Source organism: Proteiniclasticum aestuarii (assembly GCF_017368455.1).
GTDB classification, from domain to species: Bacteria; Bacillota; Clostridia; order Clostridiales; family Clostridiaceae; genus Proteiniclasticum; species Proteiniclasticum aestuarii.
Map to the genome: position 1 here is coordinate 229,795 of NZ_JAFNJU010000001.1, position 17,180 is coordinate 246,974.

Genomic DNA, 17,180 nt, shown 5'->3' on the forward strand with positions numbered 1-17,180 from the left:
ACCCTTATTCTTCCTTGATCTGTTTCCAGTAGTTCTTTGTGGCATCTTCGTATTTATTGGTTCCAGTGACATAGAACTTTCTGCCTTCCAGTCCTTTAGGCATATAGTTCTGTTTCACATAGTTATTCTTGTAGCTGTGGGGGTAAAGATACTTCTGCATTCTACCCAGAGATTTGGCTCCTGCATAATGACCGTCTCGCAGATGAGCCGGAAGCTCCAGAACCGAGGTCGAGTCCACCGTGCTGATTGCCGAATCAATGGCGGTAATGACGGAATTGGACTTCGGCGACGTGGCAAGAAGAATCACCGCCTGGGCCAGTACGATGCGCGCTTCCGGCAGCCCCAGAGTAAGGGCCGCATCGGTACAGGCTTTCACAATGGAAATGGCCTGCGGATTGGCTAGCCCGATGTCCTCTGCTGCAATGACCAGCAGTCTTCTGTTCACGGAAATCAGGTCACCCCCCTTGAGCAGCATGGCCAGATACAGAAGTGCGGCGTTCTCATCACTTCCTCTGATGGATTTCTGGAATGCGCTTAGAAGATCATAATGATAATCGCCGTCCATATCGAAATTGATGATTTTCCTCTGCAGCAGAGTCTCCACATCTTCCTGACTGATTTCTATACGTTCCTGATTGACCCGGTCTTTGGATAGAAGAAGCAGTTCCAGATTATTGATGGCCTTTCTCATGTCTCCATTGGCAAGGCTTGCAATGAAGTCCATGGAAACCTTCGAGATCAGTACCTCTTTCAGTCCCTTTTCTTCTTTGTAAAACGTGATGGCACGATTCATGCCGTCGAGAATATCCTCAAACTCCAGCGGTTTGAATTCAATGACCATGGCTCTGGAAAGAAGCGCTTTGAATACTGCAAAATGAGGATTCTCCGTGGTGGATCCCACCAGAATGATCTTCCCGTTCTCCATGTAATCCAGAAGCACCTGCTGATTTCGTCTGTTGAATAAATGTATTTCATCTATGTAGAGCAGAAGTCCTTTTTGCCCCATGAACATATTCAGTTCTTCCAATGCGTTTTTCACGTCTTTCAGTGAATCCGTCGATGCATTGAGACTGATGAACTTCCTGTCCGTCAGGTCTGCCAGCAGTCTTGCCACAGTGGTCTTTCCGATGCCCGGAGGACCATAGAAGATCATATTCATAAGGCTTCCGCTCTTCACCATGCTGGACAGGATTTTTCCTTCTCCGATAAGATGTTTCTGGCCCAATACTTCATTCAGATTTTTAGGCCTCAGTTTACTTGCTAAAGGTTCCATATTTTTCATCACCCATCTAAAATTATACCACGTTTTCCGATTTTTCTTCTTTCAGCTTCTTAAGCTTCTGCAGAGGTGGTATAATGAATCAAGGCAGGGTGATGACATGGAAACAAAATATATTATTGGACTCCTTGCAGGAATCTTCATCTACGTTGGAATCGTTTCGGGTCTCTACCTGGTTTACAAGCCGGATATCGAATACCAGAAGGAACGGCGCAGAAAAGCAAAGGAAGCAAGGCAAAAGGCGTTGGAACTGGCCAAAGAAGCCAGAAAGTTCCAGCAGGAACAGAGTGGGGATCAAGAACAGCCCCAGAAAGAATCCGAAAATAAGGACAAAGAAACCTGAAAGAGCGCATGCGTCTTTCAGGTTTTCCCTTTCAGCCCTAAGGTACCGGGCTGAACGTTATTTTTTCTCTCGCATCTTCTTCGCAGCTTTCAGAAACTCCCCGTTGGCAATATGAACGATGGATTCCCCAAGATACTTCGGCATCTTGTCCGGAGAAAGCAAAGACAGCCTTTTGATGGGGGTATGCATGAACATGGAATAGACCACCTTATAGGCACTGTCATTTTCATCCTTAACCCCTGTGGCACCAGTCAGCACCCTCTTCAGTATCCTCATGACTATTCTCATCTGTAGGGCATCCTTCATCTCATAGAGTGTATCATCTACTGTGTAAGGCTTTCCACTCTGTTTTTTCCCGACCCATGTTCCCTTCAGCCTTTCAAAGTCTCTTCTCGACGGTTTTTCTACCGGTTTCCTGTAATATTCCGGAACGGGTTCCTTATCAGGATGGATGCCTATGGAATTTATTTCTGCCATCAATCGGAGATCCCGAGAAGAAGATCCGATATGAATGCGGTAGCCTCCCTCATAAAGCACCTCTTTCTCGAGGTTCAGATCATATTCACAGAAATCCTCTGTTCGAAGCCTGATCTCTATGTTCCTCTCTTCTCCTGGTTTCAAGGAAATCTTTCTGAACCCCTTCAGGGACTTCTTCACAACATATCCTTCCTGATTCACTCGCTCCAGATAGAGCTGGGCAGTTTCCTTCCCTTCCACTGGTCCTGTGTTTCGGAGTCTGAACGAAACAATCACCTCATCCTCTTCCTCCATCCTGATTTCTTTTCGTGAAAGAGAAAGATCCTGGTACTGAAATGATGTATAGGAGAGTCCATGTCCGAAAGGAAAGAGAACTTCCTTCTCTGCCTTGTCGAAGTATCTGTACCCGACATAGATTCCTTCCCTGTATTCAACCTCATAATTATCTACGCCGAATATTTCTGATGTCGCATGATCTTCGTAACGAAACGGTATCGTTTCAGGAAGTTTGCCGCTGGGACTGTATTCTCCGAAGAGAAGATCCACTGCCGCTTCTCCTCCCGCCTGTCCAGGAAGATAGAGATTGAAGATCGCCGACACCGAATCAGCCCAGGGCATCTCCACTGGAGCACCTGCATAGAGCAGCACGACGACTTTCCTGCTCCTCTTCGTGAGCTTCAGAATCAGATCATCCTGCTGCTTCGGAAGCCTCATATGCGCTCTGTCAAACCCCTCTGATTCATACTCGTCAGGAAGGCCGGCAGCCACCAGAATGATGTCATCCTCTTCTATGGCTGACAGAATCTCCTCCTGCAGACCTTCATCCGGAACCCCATCTGTCAATGCGTACCCTTGATAATACTTGTAGGGGATATGACGCCCATCCAGCCCTTCCAGAAGCGATGTCACTTTGTAGGGATTGATATGAGAACTTCCTGCCCCCTGATATCTGGGCTTTTCCGCCAGGACACCTGTGACGAGGATTCTTGCCTTATTTTCTTTTTTCAGAGGAAGGATGCCTTCTTCATTTTTCAAAAGCACCATGGACTCCCTGGCAACTCTTCTTGCCAGTTCATGGTGCTTTTCCCGATCCACGGATTCTTTATCCAGAGGACCATATTCTGACAGCATTTCCTCTCTGCTGTTTCGGGTTCTGAATATAAGCTCCAGTATGCGGTCTACAGACTGGTCCAGGACCATGACATCCATTTTCTCTGTGCGTATGGCTTCTTTTACTTCTTCATCGAAATACACGGCTCCTCCGGGCATTTCCAGGTCAAGTCCTGCCTGTAGAGACTTCACCTTGTCATTCATGGCACCCCAGTCTGTCACGAGGACTCCTTCAAATCCGAATCTCTTTCTCAGCACATCGCCTAAGAGATACGGATGTTCGCAGGCATAGATGCCATCGATGAGATTGTAGGATGCCATGACAGTATAAGGCTTCGCAGCCTTCACAGGTCCTTCAAATGCCTTGAGATAAATATCATGCATGGTCTTTCTGTCTGCCAGGCTGTCCGACTTCATTCTGTTGCTTTCCTGATTGTTCATGGCGAAATGCTTCAGGCTGGTTCCGACCCCCATGCTCTGGACGCCTCTGATCCACGCAGTGGCAAGTCTTGAAGAAAGACACGGATCCTCCGAGAAGTACTCGAAATTTCTGCCGCACAGAGGATTTCTCTTGATGTTGACTCCTGGTCCCAGCACAACCTGCACATTCTGGCACAGCGCTTCATATCCTATGGCTTTGCCCATTTCATGAAGCAGATCTTCGTCGAAGGATGCTGCGGTAAGGCATGCCAATGGAAAACAGGTGGCAGGATTACTGTCATTGATGCCCAGATGATCCTGGCCTTCCTCCTGATGCCTCAATCCATGAGGGCCATCGCTGACCGTGATTTTTGGAATCTCCAGATGCTTCATTTCCACGGTTCTCCAGTTGTCTTTTCCTGAAGTAAGTCTGATCTTCTCTTCTAAAGTCATGCTGCTGATGAGACTCTGATATTTCAGCACCATTTTCACCCCCCACTATTTTTGATCTTTACTTTATTCCTGCTCTTCATTCAGTCTTTCCTGAAGTTCATCCAGAGGCAGCTGTCCAGGTGCTGAAGGATTATGAACCGGCGCAAAAGTGACGCTGCTCATAGATTTCTTCCTGTCGTATCTCGACTTCTTACCCAGGTCCCCCATGGAAAGCGCAATATGAGGAATGGCGAGAGACTTCGCTGTCCTGAAAGAAGCCTTCATAAGTCGATCCAGATCACTCTCCACCACTGCAGCCACAGCAATCTTAGCCAGATCCGCGCCAAGTTTCTCCTGGGTTCTGAAGATTCGCAGCAGCTGCTCCTCATCCGGGGTAGTACTAAAATCATGCCAAGAGAGCAGCACTTTCATCCCTTTACCCTTCGCCTCTTTCACAAGGCTGAAGTATGCATCCAGATTCTCTTCATTCTGTGCATTCCGGAACCAGTACATCTCAATATCCATAATGTCAGCTAGATTCTGCTCCACTATTTCTCTGCGTATTCTGTATAGCTCTTTCGGTTCCAGCGACGTCTGCCCCCCCTCTTCTTTCCATCGATAGGTGAAGATCAGAGGTTTTTCAGGAAATGCTTCTTTAATCAGTCTCAGGCCTGCTTCTATCTCTTCAGATAGTCTGCTTGTCAGAAGCAGATAATCCGCTCTCCATTCAATGATACGGAACACTCTTCCCTTGAGGCTATACAGATCCTTTCTCAGTTCGTCCACTGTACCCGGGGTCAACGTAATGCATACGTTGAAGGCCCCATCATCGAAAAGGACGTCTCCAATCTTGAGAGGCTTCATACTTCCCTGTCCCCACCTTCATCATAATAATCGTCGATGTTATAGAGTGCATCAAAAACAAATCGGTCACGATACTTTTTCAGTCTCATGATGGAGCAGTTATGGATTTCGATGTTGAAAAACGAATCCGCATCATGCATGAACACATGAGAAAAAATAGTCTTCATGGTCCCGCCATGACAGACCACAAGTACACGCTCGCCATTGGTATAGTTCTTCTCCAGATCCTCCAGAAAAGAAGCGATCCTCTTTTGAAATGTGAAGTGGCTTTCACCACCGCCCGGCTTATAATGAAGCCAGTTCTCATTCCATTCCACAAAAAGATCCGGGTTTTCCTTGTGGAGCATATGATACTCCACCCCTTCCAGATCGCCCAGATGCCTCTCATCCAGTCTATTGTCCGAAGTGGCTTCATCTAGACTGTACCCCATATTTTCCAATGTTTCCTGTGCTCTGGTCAATGAGGAGACGAAGACCGCATCTGGTGCAAACCTCATTTTCTCAATGATCTTTCCTGCTTTTCGCGCCTGTATTTTTCCTTTATCCGTCAGTCTGTAATCACTAGAGCCATACATGAGCTCCAGCACATTGGCTTCTGATTCGCCATGGCGTACAAAAAGTACTTCCAAATAAATCCCTCCTGCTATAAGAATAGGGAAAAGCGAGCTTTTCCCCATTTAACTTTTATTCTTTTACTGCGTGGTATTTTTCGTCAAAAAATCCGATGAGTTTTTCCAGTGCCTGTATCAGTATGGATTCTTCTTCCGGATTCAACGTATCAATAACACTGGTGATCATATCCTGATGGAACGCATCATGCATTTTCTTAGCTCCCAGACCTTTATCCGTCAGTTCCACAAGAACGACTCGCTTGTCTTCTTCTGTTCTTTTTCTCACCAGATATCCTTTCTTGATCAGCTTGTCGACACCGGTAGTCAGTGTACCCATGGTGACATTCAGATCCCTGGAGATTTCAGTCATGGTTCTGGGCCTCTCATCACCCACTGCATGGATTGTATGCATCTCAGTGATGGTCAGATCACTCCCATTATCACGAAGCGACTTTTCTTCAATCTCTAAAATATCATGGAATAGATTCACTAAAAGTTCATTCAGTATTATCTTGCTCTGGTTAATATGCTCCACCTTCTTCCTGTTTATCAATGATTATCGGTCACATAGGACTCTCTTTCTATTTTTATAATAGCAGATATCCAGTCCGATATCATCAGCAAGTTTGATGGCTTCGTCAAAATTTCTTCCAATGTCTTCTGCCACATGGGCATCAGAAGCCAGAGTCACATACCTTCCACCATTCTCATAATATCCTTTATAGATGCTTCTGAACGAATGATACACATCTCCCACCAGAGGCCTCTTGAGATTGATCTCCAGTGTCACATCTTCTTTCACCATGGTTTTAAACAGTGCGCTGAATTCCTTCTCATAATCCTCATATCGAAGCTCCGAGAATCCTGAGTATCGGGTGGGATAGTCAAAATGCGCCAGAGAGTCGATGAAGGGGCTATCCTGAATCATTTCTTTCGCATAGCCAATGTATGTCCTGTAGAATGCTCTTTCATCCTGCTCTCTGAAATATTTTCTAGATGAGAGATTGATGCCATCCATGGTATGCATCGAGCCTATGACCATATCAAAATCATACTGTTCCTGTATTTTTCTGATTTTATCCGTGTATCTCCTGTCAAGACCAAGCTCGATACCCATAAGATAGGTATCACTTCGATATTTCTCATATCTTCTGAAATATTCATCCACGTCGAAATCGATGGGAAATCCACCCACTTCCAAATAATTCAGATCTTTATGTTCCGTTGTGATCACACCCAGATTCCTAAGATCTGCTTCCTCCAGAATCCGCGTGATCTTTTCACTGGAATCAAATGAAAGTTCCGTGTGCATATGTGTATCAAAAATCATCTGTATATCTTCCTTTTTCCTGTCATCTTTAGTTCTTTCAGGTATTTCTCCTAGAGATCATCCTTTGTGTAAGAGGTGATGATTTCTCCATAGAATATTTCATGGTAGTCTCCATCCATATAGCTTGTCACATCCACATCTCCACGTAGCATCTTAGGATCTACTTTGTGATTGTAGATGATCTTGCATTCATAGAAAATATTGGCTTCTTTGACCACTGGTGTATCCATGGTTTTCGCCTTATATTGCGTCAGGTTCGCCTCTTCCCACTTGTTTGTATCTCTGCCGGAGAGACTGCCCACTTTATTCAGGGCTTTTTTCATTGTCGAGGTCGTAGGTATGGACACCGTGAACTCATCATTATCCTGTAAGAGTTCATGATTGTGTCTTGAACTTCTCACAAGAATTGTGAATACGGGGCGTCCCCATTCAAAACCTATATTTCCCCAGCTGATTGTGCTTACATTGACTTCGTCACCTTTTTTTACTGTAAGAAAAGCGCCCTGTCTATGCAGATATTTGATGCTCTTGTCCAGATACCTTATAAATTCTACTGCCATAATTCTATTCCCTCCAAATTTCATTCTGTCTCCATTATACAGTATAGGCTAATCAATTGTATAAAATTTATAATTATTAATAAAAAATCTACAATTCTTATGAAGTTTTCCTATGACTCTGCAATGGTCCTATTTCTCTATTCCGCTCCGGATACGGTTCCATAAGTCCAATCTATAATTCCGCCAAAGTCGTATATCTTTTCGTATCCCATGTCCACCAGAAGGTTCGCAGCCTGATTGCTTCTGTTTCCGCTTCTACAGTATAGGAGATAGGTTGCAGTTTTATCCGGAATAATCTCTTCCGCTTGATTCGGAATGGTGTCTAGCGTCAGCAGAATCGCTCCCTCTATATGTGCTTCTTCAAATTCCGCTCTTGTTCTCACATCCACAATGATGACTTCTTGTTCCTCCATCATGTTCTTTGCTTCCTCTACAGAGATGACCTGCACTTCAGATTCGCTTTTCTTCTCTTCTTCAGTGACGGGGTCCTTCGCACCGCATCCCACTGACAGAATCAGGGTCAGTGCAGCGGCAGTTTTTAGCATATTCTTGTATTTCATACTTTTCTCCTCCTGACTTTTCATATGTTAAAAGAGACTGGACGCAATATGCCCAGCCTCTCCATGCTAATCTTCTTTTTGAACAGCTTCTTTCAGCGTATGCCATGCAAGGACAGCACATTTCACTCTTGCAGGAAGATTTGAAATCCCCTGCAGTATGGATGCTTCATCCAGCACCTCTTCAAGATAGTCGATATCATGGATCTCTCTTTTAATCATGCCAAGAAAGATCTCAATGATTTCCAGAGCTTCCTCCACTGTCTTTCCAGTAAGAAGATCCGTCATCATGGAGGCTGACGCCTGGCTGATGGAACAGCCATGCCCTGTATAGGCCAGATCCTTGATGATGCCATCTTCAATCTTCGCCTCTATGGTGATGTCATCCCCACAGCTCGGATTATGGCCTCTTTCCTTATGGGTATAGCCTTCGATTTCACGTCTGTTTCTTGTATCCTTGTTGTGTTCCAGGATTACCTGGGTATAAAGATTACTTAGATCCATATCCCATCCACCTCCTTACTTCGTTCAGGTTGTCCACCAGTGCATCGATTTCTTCTTTGGTATTGAAAAATGCGAAGCTGGCTCTAGAGCATGTGTATACCTCCATGAATCGAAGTAGCGGCTGTGCGCAGTGATGTCCTGCTCTTACGCCTACTCCGTAATTGTCCAGTATCATGGAAACATCATGGGGATGAACATCTTCCACCACAAAACTGATGACTGCTCCTCTGAGATTCAGGTCTTTCGGCCCTACAATACGGATGTAAGGAAGTTCCTGAAGTCTTCTGAGTGCATACTCAGTCAGTTCCATTTCTTTCTCATGAATCACTTCAAATGTGACCTCATGCAGATAGTCGATGGCAGCGCCCAATGAAACCACGCTCTCAATGCCCTGGGTGCCGGCTTCAAATTTGAAAGGGAGCTCATTGAAAGAGGTTTCCTCTTCATAGACATACTCGATCATGTCTCCGCCATACAGGAACGGCTCCATCTTTTCCAGTATTTCCTCTTTTCCGTATAAAACGCCCACACCAGTGAGACTGAACATCTTATGTCCGGAAAAAACATAGAAGTCACAATCCAGTTCCGCTACATCTACGGGCATATGGGCAACTGCCTGAGCACCGTCAATAAGCACTTTGGCTCCTACTTCGTGTCCTCTTTGTATCACCTTGTCCACTGGAAATATACTCCCCAATACGTTGGACATGTGCGTGCAGGCAACGAGTTTCGTTTTCTGATCGATCTTCTGAAGTTCTCCAAGGGGAAGTCTTCCCTCCGGGTCCACATACATGTAGACAAGATGTGCACCTGTCTTTTTCGCAACCTGCTGCCATGTCACAAGATTCGCATGGTGCTCCGCAATGGTGATCACGATCTGATCTCCTGGCTTCAGGTGCTCCAGCGCGTAACTGTAAGCCACCAGATTGATCGCTTCTGTGGCATTCTTTGTGAATATGATCTCCTTTGTGCTTCGGGCACCGATGAAGCTTCTCACCTTTTCCCTGACACTTTCAAAGGCTTCTGTTGCACGCATGCTAAGGGCATGGGAACCCCTATGGGGATTCCCATTGGCCTCATGGTCATACTTCATCACCGCATCAAGGACCTGCTGGGGTCTCTGTGAAGTGGCGGCACTATCAAGATAGATGATCTTTCTGCCATGGACTTCCTGATTTAAAATTGGAAAATCTTCTCTGAAATCTCTCAAATTACTCACCTGTCAATTCTTTTTCTACTGCCTCCAGGATAATCTCCTGAATGGATTCAACGGGAATCAGATCGATGATCGGTCTGATGTGTGATTCAATGATGATCTTCTTTGCTTCCGCTTCGCTCATTCCTCTGGACATGATGTAGAAAAGCTTTTCAGCATCAATCTGTCCGTTGGACGCTGCATGATTACCTATGACATCATCCTCTCTGCAGAGCAGCAGGGGAATTGCATAGGACTTGACCTTTGGACTGAGAAGAATGGTAAATTCCTCCTCATTTCCTTCTGAATGGGTTGATCCCTTCTTGAAGTCAAGGGTTCCTCGGAATGCCTTCTTCGACTTGTCCTTCAGTGCTCCCTTGAAGATCATGTCGGAATTGGTCTTCTTTCCGAAGTGGTTCATGTGGTGGGAAAGGTCAATGACTCTTTCTCCGAATCCCAGATAAACACTCTTGACATGTCCTTCGGCTTCATCGCCCAGAAGGTCTGTCATATAATTCACTACAGCTTCTTTTCCACCCAGTTCAACGGAAATGTAGTTCACTTTTCCTGATTCCTGAACGGTTGAATATCTGGATTCCAGATGTCTGGAGAAGGAATTGAGTCTCTGAACCTTGATGATGTTCAGCTCTGCGCCTTCAGCCACGCTGATTTTATTGAGTATATTGGAGAATGTCACTGCATCATCAGACGAATAGTCCATGATGAGATTCATTTTAGCTCCTTTTTCCAGTACGATGACGTTCTTTTCAATAAGGGTGTCATTCTCTTTTCCGAGAACATGAGAGATGTGAAGACTCTTTTCTTCATTCTCCTTCACATGGACATAAAGACCCGCGTTGTGGTGGTCTTCCACCATACCGACCATGTCCCTGTTGACCCCTTTGAAGTCTTCTGATAAAGGAAGATCTTCATTTGCCAGATTGATATACCCTTCACCCTCAACGGAGTTATAGGTATATTCTTTTCCAAGGCTCACTTCCACGGCATTCAGAAGCAGCTCGTTTGCCTTGACCCACCTAAAACTCAGTCTAGGCAGGACATTATATGATTCTTTTATTGCGCTCATTCATCCACCTCTATCCTATCGTTCCTTCAAGTTCCAGTGTGATCAGATTATTCATTTCCACAGCATATTCCAGCGGCAGTTCCTTGGAAATCGGCTCAACGAAACCTCTTACGATCATGGCTTTTGCCTCTTCCTCTGATATTCCTCTGGTCATGAGATAGTAGATTGCTTCTTCTGAAATTCTTCCGATCTTAGCTTCATGTCCCAGATCCACATCATCATTGTTGATGTCGATGACTGGAATAGTGTCTGATCTGGATTCATTGTCCAGCATCAGAGATTCACAGGTCACTGTGGACTTGGAACCATGTGCGTTGGGAGCAACTCTTAGAAGACCTCTGTAGATCGCCTGTCCGCCTGATTTGGAGATGGACTTGGAGTTCACAGTGGATGTGGTGTTTGGTGCTGCATGGACCACTTTGGATCCCGTATCAAGAAGCTGTCCCTTACCGGCGAATGTCACACCAGTAAACTCAGCTCTTGCTCCTTCCCCTCTTAAAATACTCATGGGATACAGCATGGACACCTTGGATCCGAAGGATCCCGATACCCACTCAATGGTACCGTTCTTGTCCACTACAGATCTCTTGGTGTTCAGGTTGTACATATTCTTCGACCAGTTTTCAATGGTCGAGTATCTCAGTGTAGCATCTTCCTTGACATAGAGCTCAACAGCTCCGGCATGAAGATTGTTCACGGAATACTTCGGTGCAGAGCATCCTTCGATGAAATGACAGTAAGCACCCTTTTCAATGATGATCAGGGTATGCTCAAACTGTCCTGCTCCTGGTGCGTTCAGTCTGAAATAAGACTGAAGAGGAATGTCCAGCTTCACACCCTCCGGTACATATACAAAGGATCCACCGGACCAGACTGCTCCATGAAGGGCAGCAAACTTATGGTCGGTATTGGGGATCAGCTTCATGAAGTACTGCTTCACGATATCCTCATACTCTACCAGAGCTGTTTCGATATCTGTATAGACTACCCCCTGCTTCACCAGTTCCTCCTTGATGGAGTGATATACGACTTCGGAGTCGTATTGTGCTCCTACACCTGCCAGGGACTTTCTTTCCGCTTCCGGAATACCCAGTCTCTCGAAAGTATCCTTGATTTCATCTGGAACATCATCCCAGGAAGTATTCATGTTCTTTGATTTCGGCTTGACATAAGTAACAATGTTTTCAATGTCAAGATCAGATATATCCGGTGCCCAGGTAGGAACATCCAGCTGATGATAGACCTTCAGTGATTCCAGTCTATAATTCAGCATCCATTCAGGCTCGTTCTTCTTCGCGGATATTTCTCTTATGATGTCTTCCGTAAGTCCTGATTCGGACTTGTAGTCGTATTCGAACTCATTCTTGATGTCATATACGCCTCTGTCCAGATCTTCTATATAAGTTTTATTTCTTTTTTCCATTCTGCCTCACCTTTCGCTTCCCTGTACTTGACATATCCGTTCTTGTTGATTTCATTGGCCAGGGATATATCTCCAGTGTCTACGATCTTACCATCTACCATGACATGAACCACATCAGGATTCAGGTAATCAAGTATGTTGTTGTGGTGGGTGATAATTACTATGGCGTTATCTTCACTCTTGAAGTCGATCACACCCTTGGATACAATCTTGACTGCATCCACGTCCAGACCTGAATCTGTTTCGTCGAGGATTGCAAGCTTCGGATTCAGTATTCTCATCTGAAGTATCTCATTCTTCTTCTTTTCTCCGCCCGAGTATCCCATGTTGAGATATCTCTGTGCATAAGAGCGATCTATATCAAGTTCCTTCATTTTCTCTGTCAGTTCTTTCTTGAACTGTATTGCCTTTACGGGCTTCTCTGTGATCTGAGCCTTCGCTGTTCTTAAAAAGTTCTCAACGGTGATTCCAGGAATTTCCTGTGGGGCCTGGAAGGAAAGAAAGATTCCTTTTTTTGCTCTCTCATTCACAGCATCCTCTGTGATATCCTCATTTTCAAACAGGATGGTTCCTTCTGTAACTTCGTACTTCGGGCTACCCATGATGACGTTAGCCAGAGTGGATTTTCCCGCGCCGTTTGGTCCCATGATTACATGAACTTCACCTTTGTTTACGACAAGGTCAAGACCTTTCAGGATTTCTTTGTCTTCAACCTGGCTTTTCAGGCCAGTAATTCTTAATAATTCTGCCATTGTAACTCTCCTTCAATTCTGAGCATTTTAATCTGATATTACCTGTTCCATTTTAACCTTTTATAGTTATAGAGTCAACAAGGTAAACCATTTTCTTTTACATTTTTAGATTGATAAAAAAAGCAAAAAGCCTGAAAATCAATACTTTCCGACTTTTTGCGATTACACAATTTAATTTCTTGACTCTAGTACAGTGGATGTTTTCTGCAGAGCTTTGTCACTTTTTCACGCAGTTCCGATAAATCCTCATCTCTGTGCGTGATGGCATAATCCATAAACTCCACCATAGTCTTGATGTCCTCTTCCTTGAATCCTCTTGTGGTCACAGCAGCACAGCCCATTCTAAGGCCTGATGTAACGAAAGGGCTTCTGGTTTCAAATGGTATGGTGTTCTTGTTGGTTGTGATGCCGATGGTATCCAGCAGTTTTTCCGCATCTTTTCCTGTAATGTCCTTGTTGTTCAGGTCCACAAGAATCAGATGGTTGTCTGTACCGCCTGAAACCAGTCGGTACCCTCTTTTAGTCAGTTCCACTGCAAGGGTATTTGTATTGACCAGGACCTGTTCCATGTAAGTCTTGAAATCCTCTTCCATGGCTTCCTTGAAACAGACCGCTTTCGCTGCAATCACATGCTCCAGTGGCCCACCCTGCATTCCTGGAAAAACAGATTTATCTACAGCTTTCGCATGCTCCGCTTTGCAGAGAATGGCTCCGCCTCTTGGCCCTCTCAGTGTCTTATGGGTTGTGGTTGTTACAAAGTCCGCAAATGGAACCGGGCTCATGTGATGTCCTGTTGCCACAAGGCCAGCGATGTGTGCCATGTCCACCATGAAATAAGCGCCGGCTTCCTTGGCGATTTCAGCGATCTTTTCAAAATTGATTTTTCTTGGATAGGCTGAAGCTCCTGCTACAATCATCTTGGGCTTCTCTTCCAGCGCCATTTCTCTTAATGCTTCATAATTGATTGTTTCTGTTTCCTGATCCACTCCATAGGAAACGAAATTATACAGCTTTCCGGAAAAATTCACAGGACTTCCATGGGTCAGATGACCACCATGGGAAAGATCCATCCCCAGAATCTTGTCTCCTGGTTCAAGTACTGCCATATAGACAGCCATATTCGCCTGTGAGCCTGAATGCGGTTGAACGTTCGCGTGTTCTGCTCCGAAGAGCTCTTTCATTCTTTCTATGGCCAGTGTCTCCACTTTATCCACCACGTGACATCCACCATAGTATCTCTTGTTCGGATACCCTTCTGCATATTTATTGGTCAGTGCAGTGCCCATGGCTTCCATCACCGCTTTCGACGTGAAATTCTCTGACGCGATGAGTTCAATGTTATATTCCTGTCTCTTCTCTTCTTCTTCGATGAGATCAAAGATCTCTCTGTCCACATTTTTCAAATATTTACTGTCCATTTCTACCCCCTATTAATAAACAACTGACAACAGATTGTTGTCCACATGTTTTAATCATATCAACCCTGAGACTTTTTGTATATTAAAAAGTCCGAAAAAGTGACGATTTATCATCCTTGAGGAATTCCTCGTGAAATGTAACGGTTTTCTCAATAATTCAAACCTTGCGTCATGAATTTATTCACGTCAGATATCGCAGTGCTGCCCTTATTTCTTGAAAATCTCCGTATTCAGTATAACGTTTCCATTCGTATCGCCTATTTCAATAAACCAGGCCTTCCTTTATAATGGAATGAGAGAATATTGAAAAGAGGAGATTACATGCAATGGATAACAGAAGATTAATTAAACTCGCAACATCAGCGGGTCAGATCATCCTCGAGTCTGGCGGAGAAATCTATCGAGTGGAAGATACCATAAACAAAATCCTCAATTCCTACGATATCAGAGATGCGGAGAGTTTTGTAACGCCTACCGGTATCATGGTTTCTCTTACAGACATGCAAGGCGATGTCATCTCCCTGATTCACAGAGTTTCAAAAAGCACTGTGGATCTGGAAAAGGTTGCACTGGTAAACTCCTTGTCTCGTGAACTGATGGTTCATCCTCTCCCTCTTGATGAACTTGAAATCAAACTGAAAGAGATTTCAGACAAAGAACCCTATTCCATCAGATTTCAGCTGCTGATGGCAGCGCTATGCGGGTTTTCATTCACCGTTCTTTTCGGTGGCAGTCTGGTGGATGCATCCATAGCCCTCTTCATAGGCATTTCCGTCAGGCTCCTTCAGCTCGTGACAAGAGAAATAAAACTCAACGCCATCTTCATCAATATCATCGGTGGTGCTCTGGTGGCGATTCTTGTAACGATCTTCACAAAGCTCATCCCTTTTGAAACCGACCAGGATACCATCATCATCGGTTCCATCATGCTTCTTGTGCCGGGAATCGCATTCACAAATGGCATCAGAGATACACTGATGGGGGATTATCTCTCTGGTGTATCCAAAGGAATGGAAGCATTTCTCATCGCGGTCGGTATCGCGATAGGCGCCGGATTCGGCCTTGCGCTGATGGGAGGGTTCTGATATGATGATTGAACTTCTCATGGCCTATCTCGCATCCTTGAGCTTCGCCTGCATATTCAACCTCAATCGCAGAACTGCACTTCTTGCAGCCATCGGAGGCTCCATTGGCTGGCTGTTCTACAGTCAGGGGCTCGCTTTGTTCCATGATATGAACATCGCTTATTTCCTGGGTGCGGTTGCACTCTCCTATTATGCGGAAATCATGGCCAGAAAAACCAGAACCCCTGTCACAAGCTATATCACACCTGCCCTGATTCCACTGGTGCCGGGAGGCGGTCTTTATAAAACCATGCTCCAGTCACTGGCGGGCAATTACAACGAAGCCCTTCGAGAAGGCATCACCACCATAATGGCTTCCGGAGCGCTGGCCATTGGCATTCTCATGGTTTTCACACTCATCAAAATCTACTATCTCATGAAAAGGAGATGGACTCATGAAACGAACTAAACTGGTCTATGCAAATCGCGATGAAGACATCAAGGAGAAAGTGGAACTGACCATGAAAAAGTATCACATCACCGAAGAGGATCTCATCGAAGTCAGATACTCTGAAAAAGACAGCACGAAAAACGCACTGATTATATATAACAGCAGATAACAGGAGGAACTCTTTTGAATACTATAAATACCATTCTTTTTGATCTGGACGGAACACTGCTCTCCATCAACATGAAGGATTTCGAAGACATCTATTACAGAAGTCTTTCAGAATCCTTCAAAAAGATCATCCCACCAGAGAATTTCATGAAGATCCTATATGGTTCCGTTGTGACCATGGTGAAGAATACCGAACACCGAACCAACGAAGAAGTCTTTATGGAAGCCATGAGAAGTCATGTGAAGGACGATCTGGGTCTGTATTCTGAAAAATTCAGCAGTTACTACGAGAAGGATTTCGATGTGCTCAAGGAAGCGGTATTGGATACCACCGAAATGCAGAAGGCGACTAAAATTCTGAAGAACAAGGGCTATGAGCTGATCATCGCCACAAATCCCTTATTCCCGAAGGAAGCCATCGAAAAGCGAATCGAATGGAGTGGAATCGACCGCAGTGACTTCTCCTATGTCAGCTATTTTGAGAAGAATCATTACTGCAAACCGAATCTTGAATATTATGAAGAAATTCTTGAGCACATAGACAGGCGTCCTGAGGAATGCCTGATGGTCGGAAACGATGCTCTGGAGGATCTCATCGCCGGAAAGCTCGGCATCACCACCTATCTGATCACGGATCATCTCCTGAACCGCAATGGGATTGAGATCAAGGCAGATCATGTGGGAAGCTATAAGGATTTTCTCACCTTCGCCGAAAAAATGCCTGTCCTCAAGGACTGATATCGGAACGCCAAAAAGAAGCCTGAACAATGAAAGTTCAGGCTCCTTTTTATTTGGGTTTTTAATGAATTGCTTTACCTTTTTCTTACCAGGGCGATGATCCAGAGTAGAATCAGTGCACCACCGATTGCCACGATGAAACTCCATATATTCAGCCCAGTTGCTGGTCCTAATCCAAGGAGTCCTGCCACCCATCCACCGATGAAGGCACCAATGATACCTACAATGATGTTTGCGACGATACCCATGCTGGCATCCTTACCTGCTATCATGCTGGCGATCCATCCGGATATACCACCTAGAATCAACCATACGATAATATTTGATACTTCTGGCATAAAATAATACCTCCTGTATAAAGATTTGTTTTCTGAACTCATGTATCAGTTCTTGTATT

General features: G+C 44.9%; 20 protein-coding genes. 5 read left to right on the plus strand and 15 right to left on the minus strand.

All coding sequences use genetic code 11. The annotated features are described in order from the left end of the window. Nucleotides 1–4 precede the first annotated feature (4 nt). Nucleotides 5–1,273: a replication-associated recombination protein A gene (locus tag J3A84_RS01115; RefSeq protein ID WP_207598153.1), complete on the minus strand. Its 1,269-nt coding sequence runs from the start codon at nt 1,271–1,273 to the stop codon at nt 5–7. A gap of 106 nt (nt 1,274–1,379) precedes the next feature. Between J3A84_RS01115 and J3A84_RS01120 the strand changes: the two genes are divergently transcribed. Further along, the gene (locus tag J3A84_RS01120) at nt 1,380–1,622 is read left to right on the plus strand and encodes a hypothetical protein (protein WP_207598154.1); all 243 of its coding nucleotides are present in this window, start codon (nt 1,380–1,382) and stop codon (nt 1,620–1,622) included. Between the two features lie 57 nt (nt 1,623–1,679). Here the strand turns inward: J3A84_RS01120 and J3A84_RS01125 are convergent, their stop codons facing one another. The 13 genes from J3A84_RS01125 to J3A84_RS01185 form a co-directional block, all read right to left on the minus strand. Beyond that, nucleotides 1,680–4,115, minus strand: coding sequence for a beta-glucosidase (locus J3A84_RS01125; protein ID WP_207598155.1), 2,436 nt, complete (start codon nt 4,113–4,115; stop codon nt 1,680–1,682). Nucleotides 4,116–4,145: 30 nt separating this feature from the next. Continuing rightward, the gene (gene aroD / locus J3A84_RS01130; protein ID WP_207598156.1) at nt 4,146–4,925 is read right to left on the minus strand and encodes a type I 3-dehydroquinate dehydratase; all 780 of its coding nucleotides are present in this window, start codon (nt 4,923–4,925) and stop codon (nt 4,146–4,148) included. Next, nucleotides 4,922–5,554: a histidine phosphatase family protein gene (locus tag J3A84_RS01135; RefSeq protein WP_207598157.1), complete on the minus strand. Its 633-nt coding sequence runs from the start codon at nt 5,552–5,554 to the stop codon at nt 4,922–4,924. Before J3A84_RS01135 ends, aroD begins: the two co-directional genes overlap by 4 nt. 55 nt (nt 5,555–5,609) lie before the next feature. Then, the gene (locus tag J3A84_RS01140) at nt 5,610–6,062 is read right to left on the minus strand and encodes a MarR family transcriptional regulator (RefSeq protein WP_207598491.1); all 453 of its coding nucleotides are present in this window, start codon (nt 6,060–6,062) and stop codon (nt 5,610–5,612) included. A 30-nt stretch (nt 6,063–6,092) separates the two neighbouring features. After that, complete coding sequence (locus tag J3A84_RS01145) at nt 6,093–6,866, minus strand: PHP domain-containing protein (protein ID WP_207598158.1); 774 nt, start codon at nt 6,864–6,866, stop codon at nt 6,093–6,095. A gap of 50 nt (nt 6,867–6,916) precedes the next feature. Further along, nucleotides 6,917–7,426, minus strand: a complete 510-nt coding sequence (locus tag J3A84_RS01150; protein WP_207598159.1) for a flavin reductase family protein — start codon at nt 7,424–7,426, stop codon at nt 6,917–6,919. 137 nt (nt 7,427–7,563) lie between these two features. After that, the gene (locus J3A84_RS01155; RefSeq protein WP_207598160.1) at nt 7,564–7,986 is read right to left on the minus strand and encodes a rhodanese-like domain-containing protein; all 423 of its coding nucleotides are present in this window, start codon (nt 7,984–7,986) and stop codon (nt 7,564–7,566) included. 66 nt (nt 7,987–8,052) lie between these two features. Continuing rightward, a complete protein-coding gene (sufU, locus tag J3A84_RS01160; RefSeq protein WP_207598161.1) occupies nt 8,053–8,487 on the minus strand; it encodes a Fe-S cluster assembly sulfur transfer protein SufU in 435 nt (144 codons plus the stop codon). Continuing rightward, complete coding sequence (locus tag J3A84_RS01165; RefSeq protein ID WP_207598162.1) at nt 8,474–9,706, minus strand: SufS family cysteine desulfurase; 1,233 nt, start codon at nt 9,704–9,706, stop codon at nt 8,474–8,476. The genes sufU and J3A84_RS01165 overlap by 14 nt, the downstream gene beginning before the upstream one ends. Continuing rightward, nucleotides 9,699–10,769 carry a Fe-S cluster assembly protein SufD gene (sufD, locus tag J3A84_RS01170; protein WP_207598163.1) on the minus strand — a complete coding sequence of 357 codons (1,071 nt, stop codon included), beginning with the start codon at nt 10,767–10,769 and terminating at the stop codon, nt 9,699–9,701. Before sufD ends, J3A84_RS01165 begins: the two co-directional genes overlap by 8 nt. A gap of 10 nt (nt 10,770–10,779) precedes the next feature. Then, nucleotides 10,780–12,192: a Fe-S cluster assembly protein SufB gene (gene sufB, locus J3A84_RS01175; RefSeq protein WP_207598164.1), complete on the minus strand. Its 1,413-nt coding sequence runs from the start codon at nt 12,190–12,192 to the stop codon at nt 10,780–10,782. Continuing rightward, complete coding sequence (gene sufC / locus J3A84_RS01180; protein ID WP_207598165.1) at nt 12,165–12,944, minus strand: Fe-S cluster assembly ATPase SufC; 780 nt, start codon at nt 12,942–12,944, stop codon at nt 12,165–12,167. The genes sufB and sufC overlap by 28 nt, the downstream gene beginning before the upstream one ends. 185 nt (nt 12,945–13,129) lie before the next feature. Further along, the gene (locus J3A84_RS01185) at nt 13,130–14,362 is read right to left on the minus strand and encodes a serine hydroxymethyltransferase (protein ID WP_207598166.1); all 1,233 of its coding nucleotides are present in this window, start codon (nt 14,360–14,362) and stop codon (nt 13,130–13,132) included. Between the two features lie 326 nt (nt 14,363–14,688). Here J3A84_RS01185 and J3A84_RS01190 point away from each other — a divergent pair, with 326 nt between their 5' ends. The 4 genes from J3A84_RS01190 to J3A84_RS01205 are packed head-to-tail and all read left to right on the plus strand — an operon-like array spanning nt 14,689 to nt 16,783. Then, entirely contained in the window at nt 14,689–15,447 is a 759-nt protein-coding gene (locus tag J3A84_RS01190) for a threonine/serine exporter family protein (RefSeq protein WP_207598167.1), read from the plus strand. A gap of 1 nt (nt 15,448) precedes the next feature. Further along, complete coding sequence (locus tag J3A84_RS01195) at nt 15,449–15,895, plus strand: threonine/serine exporter family protein (RefSeq protein WP_207598168.1); 447 nt, start codon at nt 15,449–15,451, stop codon at nt 15,893–15,895. Further along, nucleotides 15,882–16,046: a hypothetical protein gene (locus J3A84_RS01200; protein ID WP_207598169.1), complete on the plus strand. Its 165-nt coding sequence runs from the start codon at nt 15,882–15,884 to the stop codon at nt 16,044–16,046. The genes J3A84_RS01195 and J3A84_RS01200 overlap by 14 nt, the downstream gene beginning before the upstream one ends. A gap of 14 nt (nt 16,047–16,060) precedes the next feature. Continuing rightward, a complete protein-coding gene (locus tag J3A84_RS01205) occupies nt 16,061–16,783 on the plus strand; it encodes an HAD family hydrolase (RefSeq protein WP_207598170.1) in 723 nt (240 codons plus the stop codon). Between the two features lie 74 nt (nt 16,784–16,857). Here the strand turns inward: J3A84_RS01205 and J3A84_RS01210 are convergent, their stop codons facing one another. Continuing rightward, nucleotides 16,858–17,121 carry a GlsB/YeaQ/YmgE family stress response membrane protein gene (locus J3A84_RS01210; RefSeq protein ID WP_207598171.1) on the minus strand — a complete coding sequence of 88 codons (264 nt, stop codon included), beginning with the start codon at nt 17,119–17,121 and terminating at the stop codon, nt 16,858–16,860. Nucleotides 17,122–17,180: the final 59 nt, after the last annotated feature.